The sequence below is a fragment of the Streptomyces changchenzhani genome (assembly GCF_039766235.1).
GTDB lineage: Bacteria > Actinomycetota > Actinomycetes > Streptomycetales > Streptomycetaceae > Streptomyces.
Genome location: NZ_JBDHNH010000001.1, coordinates 479,616 through 505,583, shown reverse-complemented (window position 1 = coordinate 505,583; position 25,968 = coordinate 479,616). Strand labels below are relative to the sequence as shown.

Annotated in this window: 26 protein-coding genes; 18 read left to right on the top strand and 8 right to left on the bottom strand. The window is 70.1% G+C overall.

Annotated elements, in window-relative coordinates:
- Positions 1–163: 163 nt before the first annotated feature.
- Positions 164–994: a diacylglycerol kinase family protein gene (locus ABCR94_RS02475; RefSeq protein WP_347117284.1), complete on the bottom strand. Its 831-nt coding sequence runs from the start codon at positions 992–994 to the stop codon at positions 164–166.
- A gap of 165 nt (positions 995–1,159) precedes the next feature.
- Here ABCR94_RS02475 and ABCR94_RS02470 point away from each other — a divergent pair, with 165 nt between their 5' ends.
- The 3 genes from ABCR94_RS02470 (at position 1,160) to ABCR94_RS02460 (ending at position 4,552) form a co-directional block, all read left to right on the top strand.
- Complete coding sequence (locus ABCR94_RS02470; protein ID WP_347117283.1) at positions 1,160–2,443, top strand: adenylosuccinate synthase; 1,284 nt, start codon at positions 1,160–1,162, stop codon at positions 2,441–2,443.
- A 106-nt stretch (positions 2,444–2,549) separates the two neighbouring features.
- Positions 2,550–3,818: an AAA family ATPase gene (locus tag ABCR94_RS02465; RefSeq protein ID WP_347117282.1), complete on the top strand. Its 1,269-nt coding sequence runs from the start codon at positions 2,550–2,552 to the stop codon at positions 3,816–3,818.
- Positions 3,818–4,552, top strand: coding sequence for an RloB family protein (locus ABCR94_RS02460; RefSeq protein WP_347117281.1), 735 nt, complete (start codon positions 3,818–3,820; stop codon positions 4,550–4,552). Before ABCR94_RS02465 ends, ABCR94_RS02460 begins: the two co-directional genes overlap by 1 nt.
- Before the next feature lie 94 nt (positions 4,553–4,646).
- Here ABCR94_RS02460 and ABCR94_RS02455 read toward each other — a convergent pair whose 3' ends face one another.
- Positions 4,647–4,832, bottom strand: coding sequence for a hypothetical protein (locus tag ABCR94_RS02455; protein ID WP_347117280.1), 186 nt, complete (start codon positions 4,830–4,832; stop codon positions 4,647–4,649).
- On the opposite strand from ABCR94_RS02455, the gene ABCR94_RS02450 reads away from it, so the two are divergent.
- Complete coding sequence (locus ABCR94_RS02450; protein ID WP_347118430.1) at positions 4,755–5,342, top strand: M48 family metallopeptidase; 588 nt, start codon at positions 4,755–4,757, stop codon at positions 5,340–5,342. The genes ABCR94_RS02455 and ABCR94_RS02450 overlap by 78 nt on opposite strands.
- Positions 5,343–5,459: 117 nt before the next feature.
- Here the strand turns inward: ABCR94_RS02450 and ABCR94_RS02445 are convergent, their stop codons facing one another.
- The 3 genes from ABCR94_RS02445 to ABCR94_RS02435 form a co-directional block, all read right to left on the bottom strand.
- Positions 5,460–7,217, bottom strand: a complete 1,758-nt coding sequence (locus ABCR94_RS02445; RefSeq protein WP_347117279.1) for a serine/threonine-protein kinase — start codon at positions 7,215–7,217, stop codon at positions 5,460–5,462.
- A 66-nt stretch (positions 7,218–7,283) separates the two neighbouring features.
- Positions 7,284–7,784, bottom strand: a complete 501-nt coding sequence (locus ABCR94_RS02440) for a MarR family winged helix-turn-helix transcriptional regulator (RefSeq protein WP_347118429.1) — start codon at positions 7,782–7,784, stop codon at positions 7,284–7,286.
- Between the two features lie 59 nt (positions 7,785–7,843).
- A complete protein-coding gene (locus ABCR94_RS02435; protein ID WP_347117278.1) occupies positions 7,844–8,443 on the bottom strand; it encodes a DJ-1/PfpI family protein in 600 nt (199 codons plus the stop codon).
- Positions 8,444–8,609: 166 nt separating this feature from the next.
- Between ABCR94_RS02435 and ABCR94_RS02430 the strand changes: the two genes are divergently transcribed.
- The 5 genes from ABCR94_RS02430 to ABCR94_RS02410 all read left to right on the top strand — a co-directional run bounded on the left by ABCR94_RS02430 (position 8,610) and on the right by ABCR94_RS02410 (position 11,859).
- Entirely contained in the window at positions 8,610–9,965 is a 1,356-nt protein-coding gene (locus ABCR94_RS02430; RefSeq protein WP_347117277.1) for an aspartate aminotransferase family protein, read from the top strand.
- A 524-nt stretch (positions 9,966–10,489) separates the two neighbouring features.
- Positions 10,490–10,852 (top strand): hypothetical protein, encoded by a 363-nt coding sequence (locus tag ABCR94_RS02425; protein ID WP_347117276.1) that lies wholly within the window; start codon positions 10,490–10,492, stop codon positions 10,850–10,852.
- Positions 10,849–11,073 (top strand): hypothetical protein, encoded by a 225-nt coding sequence (locus ABCR94_RS02420; protein ID WP_347117275.1) that lies wholly within the window; start codon positions 10,849–10,851, stop codon positions 11,071–11,073. The genes ABCR94_RS02425 and ABCR94_RS02420 overlap by 4 nt, the downstream gene beginning before the upstream one ends.
- Positions 11,074–11,191: 118 nt before the next feature.
- A complete protein-coding gene (locus tag ABCR94_RS02415) occupies positions 11,192–11,455 on the top strand; it encodes a hypothetical protein (RefSeq protein ID WP_347117274.1) in 264 nt (87 codons plus the stop codon).
- The gene (locus ABCR94_RS02410; RefSeq protein WP_347117273.1) at positions 11,452–11,859 is read left to right on the top strand and encodes a PIN domain-containing protein; all 408 of its coding nucleotides are present in this window, start codon (positions 11,452–11,454) and stop codon (positions 11,857–11,859) included. Before ABCR94_RS02415 ends, ABCR94_RS02410 begins: the two co-directional genes overlap by 4 nt.
- Before the next feature lie 3 nt (positions 11,860–11,862).
- On the opposite strand, the gene ABCR94_RS02405 is transcribed toward ABCR94_RS02410, so the two are convergent.
- Positions 11,863–15,609 (bottom strand): nSTAND1 domain-containing NTPase, encoded by a 3,747-nt coding sequence (locus ABCR94_RS02405; RefSeq protein ID WP_347117272.1) that lies wholly within the window; start codon positions 15,607–15,609, stop codon positions 11,863–11,865.
- 182 nt (positions 15,610–15,791) lie between these two features.
- Between ABCR94_RS02405 and ABCR94_RS02400 the strand changes: the two genes are divergently transcribed.
- The 4 genes from ABCR94_RS02400 (at position 15,792) to ABCR94_RS02385 (ending at position 21,458) form a co-directional block, all read left to right on the top strand.
- Positions 15,792–17,222, top strand: a complete 1,431-nt coding sequence (locus ABCR94_RS02400) for a glycosyltransferase family 39 protein (RefSeq protein WP_347117271.1) — start codon at positions 15,792–15,794, stop codon at positions 17,220–17,222.
- Positions 17,223–17,465: 243 nt separating this feature from the next.
- Complete coding sequence (locus ABCR94_RS02395) at positions 17,466–18,206, top strand: GntR family transcriptional regulator (protein ID WP_347117270.1); 741 nt, start codon at positions 17,466–17,468, stop codon at positions 18,204–18,206.
- The gene (locus tag ABCR94_RS02390) at positions 18,203–20,728 is read left to right on the top strand and encodes a glycosyltransferase (protein ID WP_347117269.1); all 2,526 of its coding nucleotides are present in this window, start codon (positions 18,203–18,205) and stop codon (positions 20,726–20,728) included. The genes ABCR94_RS02395 and ABCR94_RS02390 overlap by 4 nt, the downstream gene beginning before the upstream one ends.
- Positions 20,729–20,807: 79 nt before the next feature.
- Complete coding sequence (locus tag ABCR94_RS02385) at positions 20,808–21,458, top strand: putative DNA-mimic protein (RefSeq protein WP_347118427.1); 651 nt, start codon at positions 20,808–20,810, stop codon at positions 21,456–21,458.
- A 101-nt stretch (positions 21,459–21,559) separates the two neighbouring features.
- On the opposite strand, the gene ABCR94_RS02380 is transcribed toward ABCR94_RS02385, so the two are convergent.
- Entirely contained in the window at positions 21,560–22,324 is a 765-nt protein-coding gene (locus ABCR94_RS02380; protein ID WP_347117268.1) for an SLATT domain-containing protein, read from the bottom strand.
- Between the two features lie 384 nt (positions 22,325–22,708).
- Here ABCR94_RS02380 and ABCR94_RS02375 point away from each other — a divergent pair, with 384 nt between their 5' ends.
- The 3 genes from ABCR94_RS02375 (at position 22,709) to ABCR94_RS02365 (ending at position 24,384) form a co-directional block, all read left to right on the top strand.
- Positions 22,709–23,044: a YbaB/EbfC family nucleoid-associated protein gene (locus ABCR94_RS02375; protein WP_347118426.1), complete on the top strand. Its 336-nt coding sequence runs from the start codon at positions 22,709–22,711 to the stop codon at positions 23,042–23,044.
- A gap of 79 nt (positions 23,045–23,123) precedes the next feature.
- A complete protein-coding gene (gene recR, locus ABCR94_RS02370) occupies positions 23,124–23,723 on the top strand; it encodes a recombination mediator RecR (RefSeq protein WP_347117267.1) in 600 nt (199 codons plus the stop codon).
- Entirely contained in the window at positions 23,716–24,384 is a 669-nt protein-coding gene (locus tag ABCR94_RS02365) for a DUF5063 domain-containing protein (RefSeq protein ID WP_347117266.1), read from the top strand. Before recR ends, ABCR94_RS02365 begins: the two co-directional genes overlap by 8 nt.
- A gap of 9 nt (positions 24,385–24,393) precedes the next feature.
- On the opposite strand, the gene ABCR94_RS02360 is transcribed toward ABCR94_RS02365, so the two are convergent.
- Entirely contained in the window at positions 24,394–24,825 is a 432-nt protein-coding gene (locus ABCR94_RS02360; RefSeq protein WP_347117265.1) for an ATP-binding protein, read from the bottom strand.
- Positions 24,826–24,909: 84 nt separating this feature from the next.
- Between ABCR94_RS02360 and ABCR94_RS02355 the strand changes: the two genes are divergently transcribed.
- Together ABCR94_RS02355 and ABCR94_RS02350 are read left to right on the top strand one after the other, a co-directional pair.
- Complete coding sequence (locus tag ABCR94_RS02355) at positions 24,910–25,713, top strand: helix-turn-helix domain-containing protein (RefSeq protein ID WP_347117264.1); 804 nt, start codon at positions 24,910–24,912, stop codon at positions 25,711–25,713.
- A complete protein-coding gene (locus ABCR94_RS02350; RefSeq protein ID WP_347117263.1) occupies positions 25,710–25,958 on the top strand; it encodes a DUF397 domain-containing protein in 249 nt (82 codons plus the stop codon). The genes ABCR94_RS02355 and ABCR94_RS02350 overlap by 4 nt, the downstream gene beginning before the upstream one ends.
- Positions 25,959–25,968: the final 10 nt, after the last annotated feature.

Genomic DNA, 25,968 nt, shown 5'->3' with positions numbered 1-25,968 from the left:
TTGCCTTCGTCATGGTTTTGAACGTACGCGCTACTCATATATGTCCTGCACAACGAGCTCTGGTACAAGACCTTCACCCGCCGCGACCACCGGGCAACGCTGGACCCGGGGGCCTGAAAGGGCCGGCGCGGCCCCGGGCCGGGGCCGCGCCGAACACCCCCGCTCAGGTCGCCGTCACAGCCACCGGCAGCGTCAGCGACCACGCCCCCGGCCGCACCGTCCAGGTCCGGGTCCGCACCGGGCCCGTCACCAGCGCGTCCGCCCGGTACCGGAAATCCGGGCCGGACACGGTCACCGTCAGCGCGTCCATCCGTACCGGCTCATCGCCCTGCGGCCGGATCACCACCTGCGCCCGCCCCGCGCGGGAGAACACCGAGATGCCTTCGACCGGCCGGTCCAGATCGTTCACCAGCACCCCGTCCGCCTCCACCCGCAGCCGGTAAGTCCGCATGGCGGACGGCGGGGCGGGCGGCCCGGGCCCGACCAGGGTCCGTACCAGCGAGCGGCAGGCGTGCCACACCGAGGGCACGGGCGGCGTCACGGCCATCGGCGCCGGGATGCGCAGATCGCCGAGGACGACCCCGTCGCTCTCGTCGACGAGCAGATCGAACCGGTGCGCGACGCCCTCCAGGACCGCGCGGGCCGCCGCCACCGCACTGGTCGGCACGCCGAGCGACCGGGCGAGATCAAGCCCCGCCCCCACCGGTACCAGCGAAAGCTCCCCGGCGCCGAGCTCTCTCTCCCGGTGCAGCAGGGCCACCGTGCGCAGCAGCGCCCGGTCGTCGCCGATCACCACGGGCCGCCTATGGCCCCGGCGGGCAAGGGCCCGCGCGAACTCCTCGGGCCCCTCGGGGCGGCAGATTTTGACGGATGCTCCGGCGCACAGCACGTCCTTGGCGATACGCACGGACTCGCCGTCCGTACGCCGGGCGACCGGGTCGATGAGCACCAGCAGCGGATGCGCGGTGTTCGCGGTGGGCTCTGGAGCCGACACCTCGGTCCTTCCTCGGGTAGCATCTTTGTGCAAGAGCCCCTTGCGCTATTGCGCCAGGGGCTTGGTCTATTCCGGGGCACCCGGTCCAACTGCTCAGTATCAGGCGTACGGCCTCCGTATGCCCCCTGACCTTGGACATGCCCCGCCCGGAAGGGGTGTACGCCTGTGCCCGCACTTGTGCTGCTCGGTGCTCAGTGGGGTGACGAAGGCAAGGGAAAGGCCACCGACCTGCTCGGTGGATCCGTGGACTATGTAGTGCGCTATCAGGGCGGCAACAACGCCGGCCACACGGTCGTCGTCGGCGACCAGAAGTATGCGCTGCATCTCCTCCCTTCCGGAATCCTCACGCCTGAATGCACGCCGGTCATTGGTAACGGTGTCGTCATCGACCCGGCGGTCCTGCTCTCCGAGCTGAGCGGCTTGAACGCGCGTGGTGTCGACACGTCCAAGCTGCTGATCAGCGGAAACGCGCATTTGATCACGTCGTACCACACGACCGTGGACAAGGTGACGGAACGCTTCCTCGGCAAGCGGAAGATCGGCACGACCGGCCGCGGAATCGGCCCGGCCTACGCCGACAAGATCAACCGCGTCGGGATCCGCGTCCAGGACCTCTACGACGAGTCGATCCTCCAGCAGAAGGTGGAGGCCGCGCTCGACGGCAAAAACCAGATCCTGGCGAAGCTGTACAACCGCCGTGCGATCGACGCCGCCCAGATCGTCGAGGAGCTTCTCGGCTATGGCGAGCAGATCAAGGGTTACGTCGCCGACACCACGCTGATCCTCAACAACGCGCTCGACGACGACAAGGTTGTCCTCTTCGAGGGGGGCCAGGGCACGCTGCTCGACGTCGATCACGGCACGTACCCCTTCGTGACGTCGTCGAACCCGACTGCGGGCGGCGCCTGCACGGGTACGGGTGTGGGCCCGACGAAGATCAGCCGCGTCATCGGCATCCTCAAGGCCTATACGACGCGGGTGGGCGCCGGTCCGTTCCCGACCGAGCTCTTCGACGCGGACGGCGAGTCGCTGCGCCGCATCGGCGCCGAGCGGGGCGTGACCACCGGCCGTGACCGTCGCTGCGGCTGGTTCGACGCACCGATCGCGCGTTACGCGACGCGGGTCAACGGCCTCACGGACTTCTTCCTCACGAAGCTGGACGTGCTGACCGGCTGGGACGAGATCCCGGTGTGTGTGGCGTACGAGATCGACGGCAAGCGCGTCGAGGAACTCCCGTACAACCAGACCGACTTCCACCACGCGAAGCCGATCTACGAGAACCTCCCCGGCTGGTCCGAGGACATCACCAAGGCGAAGACCTTCGACGACCTGCCGAAGAACGCGCAGGACTACGTGAAGGCGCTGGAGGAGATGTCCGGCGCGCCGATCTCGGCGATCGGCGTCGGCCCCGGCCGCACCGAGACGATCCAGATCAACTCGTTCATCTAAGGGACACCGCGTGGCGGCCGACACCGTGCCAGGTGTCGGCCGCCACGCGCATCCGACGGCGCGGGCCCGATGGCGTGACTAATCTGTGCGCCATGAAGGAGACAGGATGTTGCTGAGATTCCGGGTGGCGAATGTCAGGTCCCTGCGTGACCAGCAGGAACTGTCGTTCGTCGCGCCCGGCGAGGGTGGCGGCGAGCATGCCGCTGCCCGTGAAATGACGCTGTCCGATGGCCGGATGCTTCCCGTGTACACGGTGCTGGGCATTTTTGGCGCCAACGCGTCCGGCAAGTCCAACGTCATCGCCGCGCTGAAGAACATGCGCGAGGCGGTTCTGCGCTCCTACGCCGACTGGACGTCGTACGACGGCATCCCTCGTGACGAGTTCGCCCTGGACCCCAAGGCCGCTTCAGAGACGTCGTTCTACGAGGCGGATCTTGTCCTTGACGACGGTGTCCGCTGGACGTACGGCTTTGAACTGGGGGCGCGGCGGGTCGAAGCGGAATGGCTTTACGCCTACCCCAAGGGACGCCGCCAGGTGTGGTTCGAGCGGGATGCCTCCCGCGAGAAGGACTTCGAGTTTCCCGGCGATCGTCTTCACGATCGCACTCGCCTGGCCCGTACGACGCGCTCTGACGCCCTGCTGCTGACGCGCGCCGCCAACGACGGACATGAGCAGCTCACCCCGGTCTTCGACTGGTTCAAGAACAACCTCTGGGATGTCACCCCCGAGACCGAGCGCACCCAGCGCGAGGATTACACCGCCTTGCAGCTGCTGCGCAATGACGACTTCCGCTGGCGGGCCGAGGAACTGCTGCGGGTGGCGGATCTCGGTATCGCCCGGGTGGAGGTCGAGCAGACGTCGTCCGGGCGGCCGTTGGTCCGCCTTGTCCACTCGGGCAGTGGCGAACAGACGGCGATGGACTGGGCCTCGGAGTCCTGGGGGACCCGCTCCTGGTTCGCGTTGATCGGTCCCCTGCTGCTCGCTCTCGACACCGGCGCTGTGCTCCTCGTCGACGAGCTCGACGCCAGCCTGCACTCGCGGTTCGCGGCGGAGGTCGTACGCCTCTTCCAGGCCCCCCGGGTGAACCCGAAGGGTGCGCAGCTGATTTTCACCGGGCATGATCCCTCACTCATGCGGACACCGGGCGGCGGACGACTCCTGGAACCGGGGCAGCTCTGGCTCACCGCGAAGGACGAGCGGGGCGCGACGGAACTGTCGTCGGTTGCCGACTGGGATCCGACGGACGAAGAGGACCTGATGGCGTCGTACCTCGCGGGGTCCTTCGGCGCGGTGCCGAAGGTGTCGGAGGGGCAGATCGGGCGGCGGCTGCTGCGAACGGACGACCTGGCGCGGATGGAGGCGGAAGAGGTCTGATGGCGAGGCCAAGGGGAGGGGACAGCGTTTCCCGCAAGAAGGGCGGCGCGAAGGGGCGTGAGAACCGCCCTCGTCAGGTGTACATCTTCACCGAGGGTGAGGTCACCGAGCCCGAATACGTCGACATCATCGTCAAGAACGGAACCTTCAAGCCGGGTCGCAAGGTCGAGCATCACATCGAGAACCCGAACGCCGTGGGTAAGCACCGCAAGCCCCACGCGATGGTCAAGGATGCCGTTCGCACCCTGCGCAAGGTCGAGCGGGAGGCCAAGGACGCCGGTCTGAAGCAGGGCAAGGACTGGAACTGGCCCGAGGTGTGGGTCCTCTTCGACCGTGATGACCACCTGAACATCCCGGAGGCCCGACGGCTCGCGGACAAGGAGGGGGTCAAGATCGCCTACTCGCACCCCTGCTTCGAGCTCTGGCGTCTCCTCCACTACGTCAACTACACCAGCTCCTTCGGCGGTGTCTGCGGCGACGCCAACAGCCGTCTGCGCTCACGCCCCGACTTCGCGAAGACGTACGGCCGTCAGGTGCGTGCGGTCTCCGAGCAGCAGTCGAAGCACATGCGTGAGGAGCAGGTGCTGAGTACCGACGGGCAGCGTTACACGTCGGCCAAAAGATACGCAGAGAAGATCAACGCCGGTCAGTCCGCGGTCAATCCCGAGGAATGGGACCCGTACACCGACATCTCGTGCTTCGTTGAGCACGGACTGCTGCTCAGCGGCTACTAGGCTGCGTCAGGAACTCAACGGCCGGGGCGGCGCACCGCCTGCGGCCTCGTCAGCATAGGCGTCACATCATCTGGGAGCCCGTACGTGGCCAAGCTCACGTCAACTGGCGTCGCATGGGCAGTTTCGCGAGGGTGGCCGAGAAGACCAGGGTGGATGCGGCGTCCGGCGGGCGGAGGACTTCGTACGCGGCAGCGGGCGCTGGATCGACGACAAGTCGCGTCTCAGCGATGAGCGCCGCCAGCTGCATCCGGTTCGTACCCTCAGGGACGGCGAGATCCATCGTTATCAGGGACGGGACTACCGGCTCCTCGTCGTGGACAACGAACCGGCGCCGGCCGACGGGAGCGCGGCGCCCACCGTTCGGCTGGTCGCGGGCCGCCTGCGGCTGGACAGCACTGTCGTGGCTGACCCGACTCGTGCGCGGAAGGCGCTCGCCGACTGGTACAGCCGGGCCGGGCAGCGCTGGATGCGGGGGCGGCTTCAACCATGGGCCGCCCGGATGGATGTCTCTGAGCCCGAGGTACAGGTTCGGGACCTGGGGCACCGATGGGGAAGCTATCGGTCCGGGGCGTCCGGTGCCGGAGTGATCTCACTGCACTGGGCGACCTTTCAACTGCCGATCCACCTGGTTGATTACGTGGTCGTGCATGAACTGGCCCACGTGCGTGTGTCCGGCCATGGACCCGACTACTGGCGACTGTTGGGCAGAGCGCTTCCGGAGTGCCGTGAGCTCAAAGCCGAGCTCGACGAACTCGGTCGACGGGTATGGATGGGAGACCTCATCGGCTGATGAGGTTCGACGTGCGGAGACTGCCGGCAGGCAAGTGAGCAAGGGGAGGGGCCACGGCGCGAGTTCGCGCCGTGGCCCTCCCCTTGCTTCGGCCGCGCACGCTTGTGCCGCGCCGGGTCAGCCCGACTTCGTGTACGTGACCGACTCCCCGGTGGCGGTGGTCGTCCGGCGGAGCGTTCCGTCCGGCTCCAGGGTCAGTTCGGTGGGTTTGCCGGCCGTGCAGGACGTCATGGGCTCGCCGACCGTGACCCGGGACGGGCCGATCTTCAGCGGTGAGCCGCCGCTCGGGGGCGAGTCCAACTCCGCCTGGAACACACAGTGGTACGTGCCGCCCGCCGACGGGCCGTCGGCGGTGAGCGAGAGAACCGTGTCGCCGATCTTGCCCTGCTGGAGGACCAATAGGCGGGTGTCGCGGCCCGTTTCGCCGATGCTGCTGCTCCAGGTGCCGAGGTACTCCTCGGGTATGGCGCCCCCCTTGGTGGCCTGGGTGGGCGTGCCGTTGGGCGACGAGGGCACCGCGTTCTTGCCGTCGTCCGTGGGGCCGTTCGCGGACGCGGTCGGCTGCGTGTTGACCGGTCCTGAGCGCGGCTTGTCCTCGCCGCTGTTCATGAAGGCGTACACGGACCCGCCCGCGCCGAGCGCGACCAGCAGCGCCACCGTGATCAGCGCGGCGGTGGAGCGGCCGGTGCGGGGCGTGGGCTCGGGCGCGGTCGGCTGGTAGGCGTACAGCGGCGCGTGGGGGCCGTACCCACCGGGCGGGGTGTGGTACGGGTGGGGCTGATGGGGTTGCGGGTAGCCGTACGAGGCGTACGGCGGGGTCGGGGCCAGGGCCGGGGGCGCCGGTGGGCCTCCCGGGGGCGGTGTCGGCGCCGCGATGATCGTCGGCAGGGCGTGCACACCGCCACCGGGCGGGGCGCCGCCGTTCTCACTGCCGCCCTGCGCCGGGCTCTCCGACTCCAGCTCAAGGAGCTGGATCGCGTGGCTGCCGAGCTGAGCCACCAGCGCGCCCGGCAGCCAGGGCTCGCCGTCCGTCCCGCGGGTGCGCTCCAGGATCTGCTCCGGCGTGGGGCGGGCCGTCGGGTCCTGGAGCAGGCAGTCCCTGATCAGGTCCCGCAGCCCATCCGGTATGTCGCCGAGCTCCGGCGGCTGGGTCGCGATCCGGAACATCAGCGCGTGCACACCGCTGTCGGCCGTGCCGAACGGCAGCTTGCCCGTCGCCGCGTACGCCAGCACCGACCCCAGGCAGAAGATGTCGCACGCGGGCGTGATCGGCTCGCCGCGCACCTGCTCGGGGGCCATGAAGCCGGGGGAGCCGACCAGGGCGCCGGCTCTGGTGAGCCCGGCGTCCGTGACCGTTTCCAGCGCCCGCGCGATGCCGAAGTCGATGACGCGCGGCCCGTCGATGGTGATCAGGACGTTGGACGGCTTGAGGTCGCGGTGGATGAGGCCCGCGCCGTGGATGGCCTTGAGCGCGTGCGCGAGACCGGCCCCCAGGATGTGGACGGAGCGCTCGGGCAGCGGCCCGTGCCCCGCGGCGGCCCCGGCCCCGGCACCCGTACCGGCCGAGACGACCGACTGGAGGCTGGGCCCGGCGACGTAACCCGTGGCGACCCACGGGATCGTGGCCTCGGTGTCGGCGTCGAGGACCGGCGCGGTCCACCGGCCGCCGACGCGCCTGGCCGCGGCCACCTCATGCCGGAAGCGGCTGCGGAACTCCTCCTGCTCGGCGAGCTCCTGGCGCACCAGCTTGACGGCGACGGTACGGCCCCGGCCGGAGCGGGCCAGGAAGACCTGCCCCATACCGCCCGCACCGAGCCGCGCCAACAGTCGGTATGCACCGATCTGTTGTGGATCTTCCGGCCCCAACTTTTCCATGACAGCGCTGTCCCTCCCCCGATGTGTCCCCCAACGGACCGAAGGATAGTGCGCTGGTAGGACATTTCACGGCCCGGACGCAAACTCCGGACGGTGATCGCGGTCCTGTTGTTCCGTAGTCTCCGACGCCTGTGTGGGCTCCGGCAGTTCCGCGACCGCGTCCAGCGCCTTGGACAGCCGCTCCAGCACCCGCACCGTCTCCGCGAAGCCCTCCGCGCCCAGCTCCCCGCCGAGCCGCGCCGCCAGGTCCGCATGACCGGGGCCGATCTTCCGCACCGCGGCCAGGCCGGCCTCGGTGGGGCGCAGCAGTTTGGCGCGGCGGTGGGCGGGGTTGGGCGCGTACTCGGCGAGCCCGGTGGCGACCAGCAGATCGGCGATCCGCTGCACGCTCTGGCGGGTGATGCCCATGACGCGGGCGATCCCGGCGACGGGCAGCGGCTCGCGCAGTACGGCGCCGAGGACCTGCCAGCGGGCGGCGGTGAGCCCGCCGGGCTTGGCCAACTGCTCGGACACGCCGAGGAATTGGCCATTGAGCCGAAAGACACCGAGCGCGGTACGGCTGAGCATGTCCCGCTCCACCCGCACCTCCTCCTGCACCTCCACCCGCACCTCCTCCTGCACTTCTTTCACGACTCCAGCACCTCGTAGGCGGAGGCGTCCGAGTCGTGGAACAGCCGGTACCACGCGTCGAGCTTCTCGCCCTCGTACACCCCGAGCCGCGCGAAGACCTCGCGGGCGAACGCGACGGGCTCGGTCGGCCCCGCCGTGATCAGGTCGTGGTCGGTGACGGCGTCGGACTCGCGGTAGTGCTCGCCGCCCTTGTAGCCGGTGGCGTCGAGGTAGAAGGAGACGGCGCTGGTGTGCGTCCGGTTGTCCAGCAGCCCCTCACGCGCGAGACCGGCCGTCGCCCCGCAGATCGCGGCGACCGGCACCCCCGCGTCGAGGAAGGTGCGCGCGGCGCGGGCGAAGGGCGCGAGCTCGTCACCGGTGTCCCAGAGCTGGGCACCGGTGAGGATCAGCAGCGCGGCATCCGGGTCCTCGGCCCGTACGTCGTCGAGCGCGAGGTCGGGCTGGATGCGCAGGCCGCCCATGGTGGTGACGGGCTCGGTGGTCGCGCCGACGGTCTTGACGGTGTAGCCGTGCTGGGTGAGATGGGCGGTGGTGTAGCCCGGCTCCCAGTCGGCGAAGGTGTTGTACACGGCGAGGTATACGGTTTTGCCGGCCATGGTGAGCTCCTCATGTCGAATCCGTTGACAACATACTGTCGAATAGACAGCAAGCTGTCAACAGTTGCGCACGCGCACGGTCCCTCGACACCCTGCCGACGAAAGTGGCGCAGTCCATACAAGGTGGCCATGTCGCCTCCCACCAGGCCGTACCTACCCTTGCCCCATGACCCCTCATGTCGACTCCCAGGCCGGCGCGGCCGTGAAGGCCGCAGACCGCGCGCACGTGTTCCACTCCTGGTCCGCCCAGGGCCTGATCGATCCGCTCGCCGTCGCCGGCGCCGAGGGTTCGTACTTCTGGGACTACGAGGGCAACCGGTACCTCGACTTCACCAGTGGCCTCGTCTTCACCAACATCGGCTACCAGCACCCGAAGGTCGTCGCCGCGATCCAGGAGCAGGCGGGGAAGCTCACCACCTTCGCGCCCGCCTTCGCCGTCGAGTCCCGCTCCGAGGCCGCACGCCTCATCGCCGAGCGGACCCCCGGCGACCTCGACAAGATCTTCTTCACCAACGGCGGCGCCGAGGCCATCGAGAACGCCGTCCGCATGGCCCGTCTGCACACGGGCCGCAACAAGGTGCTGGCCGCGTACCGCTCGTACCATGGCGGCACTTCCACCGCGATCAACCTCACCGGCGACCCGCGCCGCTGGCCGTCCGACAACGGCACGTCGGGCACGGTGCACTTCTGGGCGCCGTACCTCTACCGCTCGGCGTTCTACGCGCAGAACGAGGCCGAGGAGTGCGCCCGCGCGCTCCAGCACCTCGAAGACACCATCGCCTTCGAGGGCCCGCAGTCCGTCGCGGCGATCGTGCTGGAAACGATCCCGGGCACGGCCGGCATCATGACGCCGCCGCCGGGCTATCTCGCGGGTGTCCGCGAGATCTGCGACCGGTTCGGCATCGTGTTCGTACTGGACGAGGTCATGGCGGGCTTCGGCCGCACGGGCAAGTGGTTCGCCGCCGAGCACTACGACGTCGTACCCGACCTGATGACCTTCGCGAAGGGCGTCAACTCCGGTTACGTGCCGCTGGGCGGCGTGGCCATCTCCGCCGAGATCGCCGAGACCTTCTCGACCCGCGCCTACCCCGGCGGCCTCACCTACTCTGGCCACCCGCTGGCCTGCGCGGCGGCCGTCGCGACGATCCTGGCGATGGACGAGGAGCGCATCGTCGAGAACGCCGCGCACATCGGCGACACGGTGATCGCCCCCGGCCTGCGCGACCTCGCGGAGCGCCACCCGAGCATCGGCGAGATCCGCGGCACGGGCATGTTCTGGGCGCTGGAGCTCGTACGCGACAGGGAGACCCGCGAGCCGCTGGTCCCGTACAACGCGACGGGCGCGGCGAACGCCCCGATGGCCGCCTTCGGCGCGGCCTGCAAGAAGAACGGCCTGTGGCCCTTCATCAACATGAACCGCACCCACGTGGTCCCGCCCTGCAACGTCACGGAGGCGGAGGCGAAGGAGGGCCTGACGGCCCTGGACGCGGCGCTTTCGGTGGCGGACGAGCACACGGTGTAGGGCACCCCGGGCGGCGTCGGGGGCATCAGGGCATGAAAATGCCCCCGCGGTGTGCGACGACCCGGGGGCGTGACACCGGAGAGAGAACCTCCGGTGCGTAGCCACCGTACCCCGCTTACGGCCGGGCCCTTTACCACCGCCGACGCGGAGGCCCTGGGCACGGCGTCGGCGGACACCCTGGCCGACGCCGGGGCGCCCCCTGTCACGCACTGCCGCGTGGAGGGGGCGCCCCGGCGTCTCCGTTGTCCCCGTTGTCTGTCCCCGTCGTCACCCTGGAGAGGGAACCGGTGGGGGCGGCCTTGTCGGCACGTTCCCGCGCCCCGGGCTGGTGCGGATGAAGAAACGCCTGATGGCAGGGGTTTCGCCGACGTTGACCGGGGGCCTGAAAAGCGGGCTCCGGGGCGGGAGTTGGGGGTTGCGGTGCGCACAGAGCGTGGCGGTATGGTCACCGGCATCACGGCATAAAAATGCCCCCGCGGTGTGCGACCACCCGGGGGCTCGACACCAGGAGAAAAGACCCTCCGATGCGTATCCACCGTACCGCGCAGACGCGCGCCTTCTCCACCTTCGCCAACGCCCTCATCCGCGATCTCACCATTTCCTGGTGCGCGGCAGGCGTACTGATGTACCTCCTGAGCCTCCCCAACGGCGCGCACGCCTCGATCCGGACACTCGCGCTGCTCCGCAAGGAGGGGCGTACGCGCATTGCCGACGCCCTGCGTGAGCTGGAGGAATCGCGCTATCTGCGCCGCCTGACGGTGAAGGACCCGAAGGACGGCAGGATCACTACGGAGTACGAGGTGTTCGACACTCCGTACAACCAACTCGCGAGCGGCCGGACCTGCCGGACCCGCCGTCCTCGCTGGGCTCGGCGGCGCGACTGTTGAGCTCGCTGCGCGAGATCAAACCCCAGCTGCTGCTCGGCGCGGCGGACGTGGTGCGGCTGGCGCCGCTGGTCGAGGAGTGCCGGGCGTCGATTCCGGAGCCGGGCCGCTGTCGTGCCTGCAAGGCGGCGGGTGTGCCGGTACGAATCCCCGAGGTCGAAGGCTTCGTCGACACGGCGCGCAGAGGCGCGTCGGCGGTACGTGCGGTGCTCTGCGCCGCTTAGCGCTCCCGACCTGATCCAGGTCGGGAGTCCCGGATCCCGGATCCCAGAGAAGAAAGAGGTCGTCATGACTGTGCAACTCGAACGGTCAGAGGTGGTATACCGGCGGTATGCTGTCCTCATGGCCGACACCACCATCAAGGTTGATCCCACCGTCCGCGACCGCCTAATGGTGCTCGCCCGAGAGCGTGGCATCACCATGCGCGACCTGCTCGCCGAGCTGGCGGGGGCCACCCCCACTCAGGAGGAGCTGCGGGCACGCTACGAGGAGACCAAGGCGTACTGCGAGAAGCACTTCGGGGTCACGCTCACACAGGACGACCACGACCGGGTCGAGAAGGTCTGGGAAGACCTGGAGGCCGGCCGGCCCGTGGACAGCCTGTGACCCGCGCCGTCACCAGGGCCGTCGTCTACGACGAGTCGGCCCTGCTCGCGCTCGGCTCGGGCAACCGGCTCGCCTCGCAGTTCATCGCCAACACCGAGCACAGCGCTACCCGGCACGTCTATGTGCCGACCCTGTGTCTCGCGGCGGCGGACGCAAACCGTGAAGGGATCGCCGAGCATGTCGGCGCACTCCCGTCCGCCGACATCGTCGAGCTGGACTTCGCGGGAGCATCGGCGGTCGGCGCCCTGGTCCGTGGGGGCCTCAGCTGGCGCATCGCGCATGCGGTGCATCTGGCCCGTCCGTCGCTGGCGTGGCCGGACGGCTGTCCCGTGGTGACCCGGTCACCGGATCTGTACGAGAAGACGTCTCTCGTCCGCACGATCCGATTGCCCGACCACCCCTGACCGTCAGCAGGTCCGGCGGTACGGCACGGTCGGGAGGTAGGTCTCCCAGGCCCCCCTGGACAGGGCGCCTCCCGACCGCGCGCAGACGGTTTCGGCCGTACGGTCCGGGGCGAGCGGGTACGTACGGAGCACGGTGTGGGGTGTCGTCACGCGCAGTTCGGAGCCGCCCTCGCCGAAGGCGAGCGCCAGCACCGGGCCGTCGGCGGGCGGCAGCGGTGCACCCTTGGAGCGGGGGGACGCGGTGTCCCAGAGCCGCAGGTCGCCATCGGCGTCTCCCACCGCGAGGGTGCGGCTGTCGGGCGAGAATGCGAGCGCGGGCACCGCCCAGTCACCCCGCACGCCCACGACCACGCCGGGCATGAGCAGGGCGAGGCGGTTCTTGCCTTCGCCGTCCCACAGGGTGACGCGACCGTCCATGTCGGCGGCCGCGAGGTAGCGGCCGTCCGGGCTGAAGGCCACGGTCATGCTGCTGGCTTCGCCGCGCATGACACGCGTGGCTCTGCCCGTCTTCGGGTCGATCTGGCGGCCTTCGTCGGTGATGAGCCGGCCGTCGGGGGCCCGGGCGAGCAGGGTGCCGTACCGCTTACGAGGCAGGGCGGACCAGGAGCGCTCGCCGAGGCGCAGGGACTCGATGCCGAACGAGCGGCCGTTGGACACGGTGACCGATCCGTCGCCGAGCACGATGCCGCCGATTTCGGCGCGTGGTGGCAGTGGGGATTCGATGGTTCGACGGAGCCCGAGAGGCCGGACAGTGACTGTGTCCGGGGCACTCAAGTGAGCGAAGGTGCGGCTGTCCGGGCTGAAGGCCGTCATGGGCACGGGTTTCGAGCGTGTGATGTCGGTCGCGCTCGGAAAGATGGCCTGTTGGCGACCGGTACGGCCGTCGCGCAGCTGCACATCCATCGTCGTACCGCGCCGTAGGGAGGTGGCGAGGACGCTGCCGTCGGGGCTGAACCGGGCCTGGGCGAAAGGCTGTTTCTGCCACGAGCGCGGAGCCGCGCCGTCGAGCGCGACAGTGTGTGTGGCACTGGCCAGATTGTCGCCCTCGACGTATCGGATCACCCCGCCCTTCAGATCGAGCGTCAAGCCACCGAGGCTGGATCCGGTCAGGGGGTGACGGAACACGGGGATGGACGGATCTGCGGTCCGCCAGAGCCGGATCTCCTCCGACGCGAGGGTGGCGACATGGGTGCCGTCCTCGCTGAAGACTGCCTCGTCCAGGCCGGACGCGGTGATACGGAAACGCTCGCGGCCCGACCGCACATCCCAGGTGCGCAGCGCGTTTCCGGTACTGACGGCCAGGGCCCGGCCGTCGGGGGTGAACTGGAACCGCTGACCGCAGACATCGGCCTTCGTGGCCCAGGGAGTGGGCACTCTGCGGCGTTCGCGTGCGTCCCAGACCTGGAGCGGGCCGGTGTCCGGGCAGAAGGCCAGCAGTCCGTCGTCGGCGCTGACGACGAGGTGATTCGGCTCGCTTCCGGTGTACGGAACCTCTGAAAGCAGCCGGCCATCACGGAGGTCCCACAACTGAACGGTGTGATCGCGGCTCTGGGTGGCGAAGGTCCGGCCGTTCGACGTGAAGCCGCCCTGGAAGTCGCCCTCGACGGGGTAGTCGGACGGGCCGAAGGCGGGGCCGGTCAGGCGGCCTGTGGCGAGGTCCCAGATGCGGATGCCCCGAGGAGTGAGGACGGCCACGCTGCGGGTGTCCGGGCTGAGGGCCACGCTTTTCGTGGCGTACCGGCCCAGGCCCTTGAGGGTGGGAAGCGGGCGGCCCGTCGACACGTCCCAGCGCTCCGTACGGTCTGGCCCGACCACCGTCAGGGTGCGGCCGTCCTGGCTGAGCCCGCGCCTGGTGTCGTTGTTGTCCGGGGCGAACTCCGGTGATCCGGCGGAGAATATGTCCAGGTCGCGCTGCGCGGCAGCCTCGAACAATCCGTCCCGCGTCTCCGGCAGATCCGCGATCCGCCAGGCCGCCACGCTCAGCCGCATCGCCGTACGGGGGTCGGACCGCCGCAGCGTGCCCGCCACGGCGGCGACCCGCCGCGCCTCCGCCTCGGCCGCTTGGCGTGCGCTGGTACGGCTCTGCTGCCACGCGATCAGGCCCGCGACGACGGCCAGGCACAGCAGCACGGCCAGCGTCGCGAGCAGGGTGCGCAGGCGGTGGGCTGTCCGCGTGGCGGCGTTCTGTGCGCGGTCGTTGGCGGCGAGGGAGGCGGCGAGGAAGTTCGCCTCCAGTGAAGTCAGTTCACCCGAGCCCGAGCCTGCATCCCCATCCCCATCCCCATCCCCATATCCATATCCACCCTCATTCTTATCCGCGAACGCCTCGCGCACCGAACCCAGTTGGGTCCCCCGGAACAGCGCTCCCTCGTCCCGGTCCAGCTCCTCCCACATACGTGCCGCTCCGGTCAGTCGGCGGTGCAGCCGTAGCCGTTCGCGGTCCGTCGCGATCCAGCCGCGCAGCCTCGGCCATGCGGTGATCAGCGCCTCGTGCGCGAGGTTCACCGTCCCGTCGTCGGTGGTCAGCAGCCTTGCTCGTACGAGCCGTTCCAGCACGCGGTCGGCCGTTGGCGTCGTCCCCAGCTCGTCCCGCGCAGCCGGGCGCCGGGTGTCCTGGGTGCCGTCGCCGGGGGAGATCAGGCGCAGCAGCAGGGCGCGCGCGGTGCGGGCCTGGTCCGGGCTGAAGCCCGTGTAGACCTCCTCGGCGGTGTGGGCGATGGCGCCGCGTACGCCGCCGATCGCGTCGTACGACGCCTCGGTGAGCGTCCGGCCGCGCCGCCTGCGCCAGGTCTCCAGGAGCGCGTGCGACATCAGGGGCAGCCCGCCGGGTTCGTCGGCGACGTCGGCGACGATCCGGGCGGTCAGGGCCCGTTCCACGATCAGCTTCGCCGCCGTCGCGGGGCCGACGATTGCCTCCCGCAGCTGGGCCGGGGACATCGGCCCGACCAGCAGGCACGCGTCGCGCAACGCGGAAGCCAGCGCCGGGTGTTCGGCGCACTGCCCGTAGAAGTCCGCGCGTACGGCGACGATCACCCGAAGCCGTGAGTCGGGTGTCCGTGCCGTAGCCAGCAGGTTGATGAACGCGGTCCGTTCCGACGGGTCGTGGCAGAGCGTGAAGGTCTCCTCGAACTGGTCGACCACAACGACCGTGTCGCCGTCGCCCGCGCCCTCCCCCTCGGCAGGCACGAACCGCTGCCCGTGCGTACCGGCCGGCTGCTCGCCCGGAGTCAGGAGCCGGATCGCGGCCGGCCGCGGGCCCGGTGTCGTTTTCTCCTGCATTGCGGGGATGAGCCCGGCCCTCAGCAGCGAGGATTTGCCGCTGCCGGAGGCGCCCACGACGACGCAGAGCCGGCTCCGCCGGGTCAGTTCCACCAGCTCGGCGACCAGCTCGTCCCGCCCGAAGAAGTGCTCGCGGTCGCCAGGACCGAAGCGGCCGAGGCCGGGATACGGCGCCACAGGGGCCGGGTCGCCCACATGCGCCGTGACGGCCTCCGCCGCAGCCTCGCGCCACCGTCGCTCCCACCGCGTCGTATCCCCGCCGCAGGCCACCGCGTAGGCGAGCGCCACGGGCAGCGAGGGCAGTCGGACACCCGCTGCGGCGGCCGAGAGGGTGGGCGCGGAGTAGGACGACCGTTGCGCCAACGCCCGGTAGGTGGGGCCGCCCGCTTCGGCGCGGAGCTTGCGGAGTTCGTACGCGAACAGCTGGACCGGGCCGGCCGCAGGATCCACCGCCTTCTCATGACGCCCCACGTACCGCCCCCTTTCCCCGGCTCCGGAGCGTAGTTGATCGGTGCGAGACGGATCGGTACGGCATTGATTGGTGCAGCGGGAGGGGGCTGCCCATCAATCTGGCGGTCGCTGGACTCGGGTGCGCAGGTCAGCACACGCGCCCTCGAACGGAGTCCGCCATCAACACCGTGCACCACGCCGTCGTGCGCCCAGAATCGCCCTTGCCCGAGCGGCAGTTGTCCCGCCGCACAGCCGCCCTCGTGCCCGCCGTGACCGCGCTGGCCATCGGGCTGTGGGGAATCCGCCGCGGAGGGACGCTGTGGGGCGACGAGGCGGTCACGTACGAGATCGCGCACCGGAGCGTCCCGGAGATCTGGCACACGCTGGCCAACGCGGACGTCGTGCACGGCCTCTACTACTTCCTCATGCATGCGGTGTTCGCCCTCTGGGACGGCGACCTCGTCGCACTCCGGCTGCCCTCCATCCTCGCGACGGCCGCTGCGGCCGGCGCGGTCGCGTTGCTCGGCCACCGCCTCGCGGGCCCGCGCGCCGGGCTACTGGCCGGACTCGTTCTACCTCTGCTGCCGAATGTCCAGCGGTTCGCGCAGGAGGGCCGTTCGTACGCGCTGGTGTGTGCCCTGGTCGCCTGGGGGACCTGTCTGCTGCTGGACGCGTGCGACGACGGGCTGTCCGGTAAGCGCGCATGGGCCGGGTACGCCGCCGCCATGCTGGGCGCCTGCCTGCTGCACGAGTTCGCGGTCCTCGCACTGCTCGCCCACGGCGTCACCGTCTGGCGCTCCGGACTGTCACGCCCGGTCGTACGGGCCTGGGGCACGGCCGCCGGATCGGTGGCCGTCGGCCTGGCGCCGCTCGCGCTCTTCAGCGCCACACAGTCGGCGCAAGTCGACTGGATCGGCGATCCGGGTGCGTACGAGCTGCTGGTCTTCGCGGCGACCGCCCTGCTCGGCCTCGCCTGCGCCCGTGTCCCTACGCGCCCGCACGGCCCCATCCGCCTGCACTCCCTCGCGCTGCCCCTTCTGGTCCTCCCCACCGCCCTGCTGATGCTCCTGTCACCGCTGCGCCAGCTGTACGTCGACCGGTACGTCCTGTTCACCGCGATCGGCCTCGCCCTGCTCGCGGGCGCGGTCCTCGACCGCTTCTGGCGCCCGACGGTCGCCGCGGCCACGGCCGTGGGGGCCCTGGTGGCGCTGCTGCCGGTCGGACTGGAGCTGCGTGTGCCGGAGAGCCGTAAGAACGACGTCTTCGCCGTGGCCCGCGCGGTGCGGGAGGCGGGCGAGCCGGGCGACGGGCTGCTCTTCACGCCCGCCCGGCGTCGGGTGTGGACGCTGGCCGCGCCGGACGATTTCCGTGGACTGGAGGACCTTTCCCTCGAACGCTCCCCGGTCGCGTCGAACACGCTCTTCGGCGCCGAGCTCCCGCCCGACCTGATCCGCGCCCGCATGCTGGCCGCCCAGCGGATCGTCGTGGTCCATGACGTTTCGGGGCAGCCGCTCGACGCGATCGAGCAGGAAGCGGTGAAGCGGGCGGTGCTGCGCGCGCATTTCGAGGCGTGTGGCACCAGTCGCGTCACCCAGGCGCAGATCACGGTGTACGCCCGCCCCGGCGCCTGCTGACCTCATTCCGCGCCCCATCCGCGCCCCATCCGCGCCCCCGCTCACGCCCCCGCGTGTGCCGTGTAGTCCTCGTCACCCCGGGAAGCGGACCGGCGGGCCTCCGCAGCCCTCCCGCTGTGGGGCGCCCGCCGGTCTCCCGCGCCCCCCGTGCGCCCCTCCCGCGCTCCCCGCCCCCCGTTGGCTCTCCGGGTCGCTTCGGACAGCGCCTAAGGTGTCCGAAGCCAGACGAAGGGGAAATACGCCATGCCCGCGAGCGGACCTGTGACCCGCAACACCCTGCGGCAGCAGATAGCCGACGCGCTGCGTGACGAGGTGCTTGCGGGGCGCTTGCGGCCGGGGCAGGAGTTCACCGTCAAGCAGATCGCCGAGCAGTACGGGGTCTCCGCGACGCCGGTCAGGGAAGCGCTGGTCGATCTCGCCGCGCAGAGCCTGCTCGATGCCGATCAGCACCGCGGTTTTCGCGTCTGTGTGATCTCTGTCGACGACTTCCGCGGCATGGTCGAGGCGCGCTCCCTGATCAGCGACGGCATCTTCCGCAAGCTCGCCACGAGCGCCCTCAGCCGGGCGCGCGTCGACGTGCTGGTGTCGGTCCGGCGGCGGGCCGACGAGGCCGCGCGGGCGGCGCGGGCCGGGGACCTGGACATCCTCATCGGGTACGACCTGAGGTTCTGGCGGGAGCTGGGGACGCTCATCGTGAACCCCTTCATCTCGGAGTTCCTGCACCAACTGCGCGTCCGCTGCTGGGTCTTCTCCGTGCCGTATCTGCGCGTCGACCCGAAGATCCGGGAGCGGCTGTGGAGCGGCTATCCGGACGTCGTCGAAGCGGTCACGCGAGGGGACAGCGAAAAAGTGCGCGAGGCGATCGGCGCGTACCACGCGAGCGCCCTGGCCTGGGCGGAACACCTGGAGTGCCTGGGGGAGCAGGAGCAGGAACGATCCGCGAGCTCCGGGCGCCCCGCGCAGCTGGAGCGGCCGTCGCGGTGAGTGTTGATCTGACCGTCGTCGTCCCCGCGTACAACGAGGAACAGCGGCTGGGCCCCACACTGGACGCGATCTGCGCGCATCTGCGCGCCGATCCGGGCCGCTGGGGTGTCTGGGAACTGATCGTCGTCGACGACGGTTCGACCGACGGGACCGCCGACGCCGTCCTCGCCGCAGCGGCCGACGAGCCGCGCATCCACCTCGTCGCGAGTGACGCCAACCGCGGCAAGGGGCACGCCCTGCGCCTCGGTGTGCTCGCCTCGTACGGCGACCGGGTGCTTGTTACGGATGCAGACCTGGCTACCCCCATCGAGGAGCTCGACCGGCTCGACAAGCAGCTGGCGGACGAGTCGCTGACCGCCGCGATCGGTTCGCGCGCGCACCCCGACTCGGCCATAGAGGTGCATCAGCGGCGCGTACGGGAATGGCTCGGGCGGCTCGGCAACCGGCTGATACGGGCCGTCGCCGTGCCCGGCATCAAGGACACCCAGTGCGGCTTCAAGCTGTTCGACGGGGACAAGGCGCGCACCGCGTTCGCCGACGCCCGCCTCGACGGCTGGGGCATCGACGTGGAGATCCTGCGGTTCTTCCGGCGGGAGGGGTGGCCGGTGGCCGAGGTTCCGGTGCGGTGGTCGCACCAGGAGGGGTCCAAGGTCCGGCCCGTCGACTACGGCAAGGTGCTGTTCGAGCTCGTACGGCTCAAGGCGCGCGCCGCACGGCAGGTACGGGTCAGGCGCGTCGACCTCGCTGTCGTCGGCCTCTTCCTGCTCGGGTCCGTAATCCTCTACAGGGACCTGTGGGCCGATCTGGACCACCGCTATCTCGCCGATTCGGGGCAGGACCAGAACCAGTGGGAGTGGTTCTTCGCGGTCACCGCCGACAACGTCGCGCAGCTGCGCAACCCGCTCTTCACGACCGTGCAGAACTTCCCCAACGGCGTGAACCTGATGGCCAACACCGTCATGCTCGGCCTGTCCGTCCCGCTCACCCCCGTGACCCTGCTCTTCGGACCGACCGTGACCTGGGCGCTCGTACTGACCCTGGGGCTCGCCGGGACCGCGGTCGCCTGGTACTGGCTGATCGCGAAGCGCCTCGTCCACCACCGGTGGGCGGCGGCGGTCGGCGCCGGGCTGTGCGCCTTCGCGCCGCCGATGATCTCGCACGCCAACGCCCACCCCAACTTCGCCGTGCTGTTCATGATCCCGGTGATCATCGACCGCGCGTTGCGGCTCTGCGAGGGTGAGGGTGAGGGCGAGGGCAAGGGCAAGAGGGTCGTACGCGACGGGGTGCTCCTCGGCCTCTTCGCGACGTACCAGATCTTCCTCGGCGAGGAACCGCTGCTGCTCGCCGCGATGGGGATGCTGCTCTTCGCGCTCTCGTACGCGCTCGCACGCCCCGACGTCGCGCGGGCGGCCCGGCGGCCCCTGCTCAAGGGGCTCGGGATCGCCGTCGCGGTGTGCCTGCCGCTCGTCGCGGTGCCGCTGTACTGGCAGTTCTTCGGCCCGCAGAGCTATCACAGCGTGCTGCACGGCGACAACGCCGGCAACAGCCCGCTCGCCTTCCTGGAGTTCTCCGGGCGCGCGCTGGCCGGCGACGAGGCGCGGGCCGATCCGCTCGCCATGAACCGCACCGAGCAGAACGCGTTCTACGGCTGGCCGCTCGCCGGCCTGGTCCTCGCCATCGTGCTGAGCCTGTGGCGCCTGGCCCTGGTCAAGGCGCTCACCTTCACTGTGCTCGCGGCGGCGCTGCTCTCCCTCGGCCCCAAGTTCCGTATCCCGTACACCGATGTGGTGCTGCCGGGGCCGTGGCGGGCGCTGGCCCATCAGCCGCTCTTCGAGTCGGTGATCGAGTCGCGGGTCGCGATGATCTGCGCCCCGGCGCTGGGCATCCTGATCGCGCTCGCGGTGGATCAGCTGTGGGCGACGCGAACCGTGGACGTAGACGGGGATGCGCCGGACCGTACGCGGAATGCGGGAGTTGGGGAGGGCCGGGCGCCCGACCTGAGCCGCACCCTCGGCCTGGTCGCGGTGGCGCTCGCGCTGCTGCCCATCGTGCCGACGACGATGCCGACGCGGGACCGCCCCGAGATACCCCCGTTCATCGCCGACGGCATGTGGAAATCGTACCTGGGCGAGGGCGAATCCCTGGTCCCCGTGCCGCTCCCCGACCCCGGCAACGCAGAGGCCCTGCGCTGGCAGTCCGCGACGACCGGCCGCGACTTCCCGGTGCCCGGCGGCTACTTCAATGGGCCGTTCGGCAAGGAGCGCACCGGCATCTACGGCGCGCCCTCGCGGCACACCTCCACCCTGCTGCGCGACATCCGTTACGGCGCCAAGATCCCGCCCATCGGCCCCAACTGGCAGGCGCAGGCGCGGGCCGACCTGGAGTACTGGCGGGCGGGCATCGTGGTGCTCGCCCCGCAGGACAACGCGGAGGCGCTGTACACCGCCGTGACGAAGTTGCTCGGGCGTGACGGGGAGCCCGTGGGCGGCGTGTGGGTATGGGATGTGCGCGGGCGTAGTTGACCCGCGAACTGTGCGCAGCGTGCGCGGAGCACTACGCTGCCCTGACCGTCGCACGTATCCAGTGGAGAGCGAGCCGTACGTGGCCTGTGACCTGTGGCTGGTCCCCCTCGTCGATGTGCTGTGCCACAGCCCCGACAATCCTTTCGCCGAAGAGATCGCTACGTACGACAAGGCCCTCACCGAAGCGGGCCTGCCGACCGTTCCCGTCTTCGCCTACATGCCGGGCCTCTCGGGCGATGTCGCCCCGGTGGCGGGCTTCGACTACGACGCCCTGCACTTCCTGCGCCGCGCGTACCTGCTCCAGCTCTGCGGCCTGGAGGTGAGCCCGGTCGACGCGCTGGGCGGTGACTACGAGCAGCTCCTGGAGATGTTCGAGTCCACGGCCCAGCAGTCGCACCTGGTCTGGCACTACGACCACGCGGGCGCGTATGTCCCGGTGGACTACGCGGCGCCGCTGTCCAACGAGGAGCTGCTGGCGGGCGGCGGCCCCCTGGGCTCCACGCAGGGTCTGCTGCGGGAGCTGGAGGTGGTGGCCAGGTCGATCGGCATAGACCCGGCGAACCCGCCGTCGCCACCGCGCCCGCCCGAGCGCCCCACGACGCTGGAGGAGCCGGCGGGCCCGCAGCCGCCCGACGACAACCCGTTCGCCCGGGAGCGCCATGTCTGGCTGGGTCTGCACGCGGCGGCCACGAGAAGTCTCGGCCAGGGGTCAATGATCATCTTCAGCTGATCCGAGATCCGCAGACCTCACCCGCCACCCGCCCTCGGCGCACAAACCGACGCAGGGGGCGCGTGGCGGGGCCCGTACGCCCCCAGGGGCACTCGAACCGCTCAGCGCGGTGACTCCGGTGGCCGCTGGCGCGGCATGTTCGGCCGGGTCCCGGGCGGCAGCGCGTAGCGGCCCGGCGGCACCGGCCCGTCCGGGCGCCCGCTGCCTCCCGTTCCGCCGCCGCTCGCGCCCAGCGACTGCACCGCCAGCGGCGAAGGGCCGGACCGGAACTCCACCATCCAGTCCGCCGTCTCCGAGCGCACCAGCTCCGTCACATCGTCGGAGAACCGCCGCAGCACCACGAGGCACCGCTCCGCAGCCTCGCTCGCCGTCCCGTCCGTGGGCCCCAGCACCTCGCGGACACTCTCCGACGCCCAGTCGAACTGGAGCGCCTGCAAGCGCCGCTGCACGGCCTGCGCCGTGGCCACGTCCCGCATCCACCCAGACGTCAGCCCGAAGTACCGGTCGCAGGCCGTGCACGCCGCGCCGAGCAGCAGCGACACATAGCCCCACCCGGCCACGTCGTTCAGCGCCCCGGTCACGTCGAGCAGCGGCAGCGCCGCCCCGGTGATCACGCCGACGGCCGTCCCCGCCCGCAGCACCCGCGCCCCGCGCCGCTTCCACGCGCGGTCGGCCAGGTACCAGTCGGCGGTGCGCAGCGCGCCCTGCTCGACCCACCGGTAGAGCTCGTCGAGGCGCTCCGCGGGCTCGCCCCAGTCGCCGAGGGGGAAGGGCCTCCCGGTCAGATCGTCCTCGTCGTACGGCTTCTCGGCTTCCCCCGCCTCCTTCCGGGCCGGCCCCTCGGGCTGCATCTCCGGCTGGCTCACCGGGTACTCCTCTGCGCTCTGGCTGTTCCCGACCCTGCGTGACATGCGGTGACGTGATGCGACATGCAGTGACGAAAGGTGACTTGGTGTGACGTGCAATGCCCGTGTGCGTACGGAGACGCACTGGGCGCACCGGCCGCCCCACGCGGCGCACTAGGCGCACTGATGCGCATGATCCTCCACTTCCTACCGCCGAATGGTGGGCCGTGGGACCGGGATCCAGAGATGTCACCCGGGAAACAGGGTGTGGTCAGGTATAGAAGTTCGATCCCCGCTTTCGGGTCTCACCCGAAAGAGTCTGTTCGGACGGCATGGGGCACGCTGCCCGGTGAACACGTAGGCTCGCCCTACCGAAATATCGTCGTCGAAATGCCAGGAGTGACCGTGATTCCCGGTGGTGGCCAGCCCAACATGCAGCAGCTCCTCCAGCAGGCCCAGAAGATGCAGCAGGACCTCGCGGTGGCGCAGGAGGAGCTTGCGCGCACCGAGGTCGAAGGACAGGCGGGCGGCGGTCTCGTCAAGGCCACCGTCAACGGCTCCGGCGAGCTGCGCGCCCTGCTGATCGACCCGAAGGCGGTCGACCCCGAGGACACCGAAACCCTCGCGGATCTGATCGTCGCCGCGGTCCAGGCCGCGAACGAGAACGCGCAGGACCTCCAGCAGCAGAAGCTCGGCCCGCTGGCCCAGGGGCTGGGCGGCATGCAGGGCCTGCCCTTCTAAGGCGGCCCCGCAGCAACTACCGTACGAACCGAAGCCGGACGCACGACCAGCAGGCCAGCAGGACTAGAAAGGCAATCCGTTGTACGAAGGCGTGGTTCAGGACCTCATCGACGAGTTGGGCAGGCTGCCCGGCGTCGGTCCCAAGAGCGCGCAGCGGATCGCTTTCCACATCCTCCAGGCCGAGCCGACCGACGTCCGCCGCCTTGCCCACACCCTCCTTGAGGTCAAGGACAAGGTCCGCTTCTGCGCGGTGTGCGGCAACGTCGCACAGGAGGAGCGGTGCGGCATCTGCCGCGACCCGCGCCGTGACCTGTCGGTCATTTGTGTCGTCGAGGAGCCCAAGGACGTGGTCGCGGTCGAGCGGACACGGGAATTCCGCGGGAAGTACCACGTGCTCGGCGGCGCCATCAGCCCCATCGAGGGCGTGGGCCCCGACGACCTGCGGATCCGCGAGCTGCTCACGCGCCTCGCGGACGGCGTGGTGACCGAACTGATCCTGGCCACCGATCCGAACCTGGAGGGGGAGGCCACAGCCACCTACCTGGCACGGATGATCAAGCCGATGGGTCTGCGAGTGACCCGGCTCGCCAGTGGACTCCCCGTCGGGGGAGATCTTGAGTACGCCGACGAGGTCACGCTGGGCCGTGCCTTCGAGGGGAGACGATTGCTCGATGTCTGACGCCACGCTGCACGCGATCATTCAGGATCCGGACGATTTCGCCGTCCAGATCGCCGACCAGATCGAGAGCTTCATCGTCGTTGTCACGGAAGTGGCAAAGGGCGACGAGCCGAACAGCGCTGTCCCGTTCCTCCTGCTGGAGGTCTCCCAACTCCTCCTCGCGGGTGGCCGGTTGGGCGCGCACGAGGACATCGTTCCCGACGAGCGGTACGAGCCGGACCTCGGCCCGGAGCCGGACGTCGACGACCTGCGTCAACGCTTCGCGATCATGCTCGACCCGATCGACGTCTACAACGAGGTCTTCGACCCGTACGAGCCGCGCAAGCCCCCCGTGGCCTGCCGCATCTCCGACGACCTCGCGGACATCGTCACCGACCTCCGCCACGGCCTCGCGCACTACCGGGCGGGCCGCACAAGCGAAGCCCTGTGGTGGTGGCAGTTCTCGTACTTCTCCAACTGGGGCTCCACGGCCTCGGCGACCCTGCGCGCCCTCCAGTCCCTGCTGGCGCACGTCCGCCTGGACCAGCCCCTCCAGGAGCTGGACGGCCTGGACACGGACGAGGCCATCGCGGAGAGCGACCTCGCGGAGGAAGCGGGCAAGGTCATGCTGGAGGAGATCGCGGGCCCGCTGGGCCTGCGCACGAGCAGCACGGCGACCTGAGCAGCACAGTTACGTGAGCCGGGCGGCCACCCGAGCGGGAGGGCCGCCCGGCTCCGCTGTGTCCAGCTCGAACCACACGAACTTGCCGAACGGCCGCTCCCCGACGCCCCACCGCGACGCGACCGCGTCGACCAGCAGCAGCCCGCGCCCGCCCTGCTCGTCGTGGTCGGGATGCCGGACGCGGGGGAGGCGCCGGCCCGCGTCATGGCACTCGACGCGCACGCACCGCGCGTCCGCACCCACCTTGAGCAGGAACGCCCCGCCCACGGGCACTCCATGCCGGACGGCGTTGGTCGCCAGCTCCGAGACGCACAGGAGTACGTCGTCGAGGCCCCGGCCGCCCGCCTCCCCGAGAACCCCACGCGCGAAGGCGCGGGCCGCAGGCACGGAGGAGGCGGCGCGGGCAAACCGCTTCGAGGTGATGCGCATTGCGTCGTTCATGGTTACAGCCTGGTGGTCAAGTGGTTACGCTCGGGAGTGACCGAGTGGATACACAGTGCGGTGTATCCGGAGGAGGTACGGGCTGTGTCTCTCCAGGACCCCCAGCCGCCGGGCACGTGGCGCTACTGCGGAAACCAAGTGCTCCGCTGGCGTACGCAGTCGGGCGTGACCCGCGAGGAGCTGGGCGCGGCGGCGAATTACTCGTCGGCGACCGTCAAGTCCATGGAACAGGGCGTACGCATGCCGACGCCCCGGCTGCTCGACACGGCGGACGCGCTGTTCAGGGCGGACGGGAAGTTGAGCGCGGCGACGGAGTACCTGAAGCGGGAGAAGTTCCCGGCGCGGGCGCAGGACTTCATGCTGCATGAGCGTGAGGCGATCAGCCTATGGTGGTACGAAGTCGCCCTGATTCCGGGGCTGTTGCAAGCAAAGACGTACATGTGCGGGCTGATCGGGAATCACTGTCCGCCGCTGGACGAAGAGACGGTTGAGGAGCGAGTCGCGGCACGCTTGGAGCGTCAGTCGCTCCTGACCCGCAAGCCGCTCGCCGCGCTTAGTTTCGTTGTGTACGAAGCGGCTTTGCGCGGCCCGCAGGTGGACACCGGGCAGTTGCTCCACCTCATGCGGGCAGGCGAGCGGAGCAACGTCTCCATCCAGGTGCTGCCGTACGATCGCGCAGTCCCCGCCGCGCTCCTTGGCCCGATGGTCCTTTTGGAGACCCCGGATCATGAGCGCCTCGCCTTCACCGAAGGTCCGATGGTGAGCCAACTGACATCTGACCCGGAAGTAGTAAGTTCGCACAGCGAGCGGCTTAGCATGATCCGCGCGGTGGCCCTCAGTCCCGCTGAGTCGGCCCGTTTCATCGAGCGGATGGTGGATGAGCTGTGAGCGATCAGCTGATGTGGTTCAAGTCCAGCTACAGCGACTCGGAAGGCGGCGCCTGCATCGAAGTCGCCCTGGAATGGCGCAAGTCCACTTATAGCGACTCCGAGGGTGGCAACTGCGTAGAGGTATCCGCCTCCTGCCCCACCGCCATCCACGTCCGCGACTCCAAGCAGCTGACCGCCGGCCCTGAACTGACCCTCCCCGCCGCCTCCTGGGCCGCGTTCGTCACGTACGCCGCGCGCGGCTGAAGGCGCAGGT

Excerpts from the sequence above, each read along its gene's own strand:
- ABCR94_RS02465 (WP_347117282.1), top strand. The coding sequence starts at position 2,550 with ATGTTGCTGAGATTCCGGGTGGCGAATGTCAGGTCCCTGCGTGACCAG.
- ABCR94_RS02460 (WP_347117281.1), top strand. The coding sequence starts at position 3,818 with ATGGCGAGGCCAAGGGGAGGGGACAGCGTTTCCCGCAAGAAGGGCGGC.
- ABCR94_RS02455 (WP_347117280.1), bottom strand. The coding sequence starts at position 4,832 with ATGGATCTCGCCGTCCCTGAGGGTACGAACCGGATGCAGCTGGCGGCG.
- ABCR94_RS02445 (WP_347117279.1), bottom strand. The coding sequence starts at position 7,217 with ATGGAAAAGTTGGGGCCGGAAGATCCACAACAGATCGGTGCATACCGA.
- ABCR94_RS02440 (WP_347118429.1), bottom strand. The coding sequence starts at position 7,784 with ATGCTCAGCCGTACCGCGCTCGGTGTCTTTCGGCTCAATGGCCAATTC.
- ABCR94_RS02435 (WP_347117278.1), bottom strand. The coding sequence starts at position 8,443 with ATGGCCGGCAAAACCGTATACCTCGCCGTGTACAACACCTTCGCCGAC.
- ABCR94_RS02430 (WP_347117277.1), top strand. The coding sequence starts at position 8,610 with ATGACCCCTCATGTCGACTCCCAGGCCGGCGCGGCCGTGAAGGCCGCA.
- ABCR94_RS02425 (WP_347117276.1), top strand. The coding sequence starts at position 10,490 with ATGCGTATCCACCGTACCGCGCAGACGCGCGCCTTCTCCACCTTCGCC.
- ABCR94_RS02415 (WP_347117274.1), top strand. The coding sequence starts at position 11,192 with ATGGCCGACACCACCATCAAGGTTGATCCCACCGTCCGCGACCGCCTA.
- ABCR94_RS02395 (WP_347117270.1), top strand. The coding sequence starts at position 17,466 with ATGCCCGCGAGCGGACCTGTGACCCGCAACACCCTGCGGCAGCAGATA.
- ABCR94_RS02365 (WP_347117266.1), top strand. The coding sequence starts at position 23,716 with ATGTCTGACGCCACGCTGCACGCGATCATTCAGGATCCGGACGATTTC.
- ABCR94_RS02360 (WP_347117265.1), bottom strand. The coding sequence starts at position 24,825 with ATGAACGACGCAATGCGCATCACCTCGAAGCGGTTTGCCCGCGCCGCC.